We start from the raw sequence: 616 nt of genomic DNA on the forward strand, positions 1-616 counted from the left end.
GACGTCACGCTGCTCGAAAGGGTCCTCAGTGGACTTCGCAAGCTCTAACGCGGCCGCCGCCCCCAGCCGCGCCACCACCTCCGCCAAGATCGTCGTCGCGGGCGGCTTCGGCGTGGGCAAGACGACGCTCGTCGGCGCGGTCTCCGAGATCAACCCCCTGCGCACCGAAGCCGTCATGACCAGCGCCTCCGCCGGCATCGACGACCTCAGCCACGTCTCCGGCAAGACGACCACCACCGTCGCCATGGACTTCGGCCGCATCACCCTCGACGAGGACCTCATCCTCTACCTGTTCGGCACCCCCGGACAGGACCGCTTCTGGTTCATGTGGGACGACCTCGTCCGCGGAGCCATCGGCGCCGTCGTCCTCGTCGACACCCGCCGCCTCGCCGACTGCTTCCCCGCCCTCGACTACTTCGAGAACAGCGGCCTCCCCTTCGTCGTCGCCCTCAACGGCTTCGACGGCAACCAGGCCCACACCCCCGAAGAAGTCCGCGAAGCACTCCAACTCAACACCGACATCCCCATCATCACCCTCGACGCCCGACGCCGGGACAGCGCCAAGAGCGCCCTCATCACCCTCGTCGAACACGCCCTCCTCGCCCGACTGCGGTGA

The 616-nt window shown here is 68.2% G+C and carries 1 protein-coding gene; it reads left to right on the forward strand.

Annotated features, from left to right (window positions below; translation table 11 throughout):
- Positions 1-28: 28 nt before the first annotated feature.
- Positions 29-616, forward strand: coding sequence for a GTP-binding protein (locus OO57_RS37960; protein ID WP_033257481.1), 588 nt, complete (start codon positions 29-31; stop codon positions 614-616).

Source organism: Kitasatospora phosalacinea (assembly GCF_000717185.1).
Lineage (GTDB): Bacteria > Actinomycetota > Actinomycetes > Streptomycetales > Streptomycetaceae > Kitasatospora > Kitasatospora phosalacinea_A.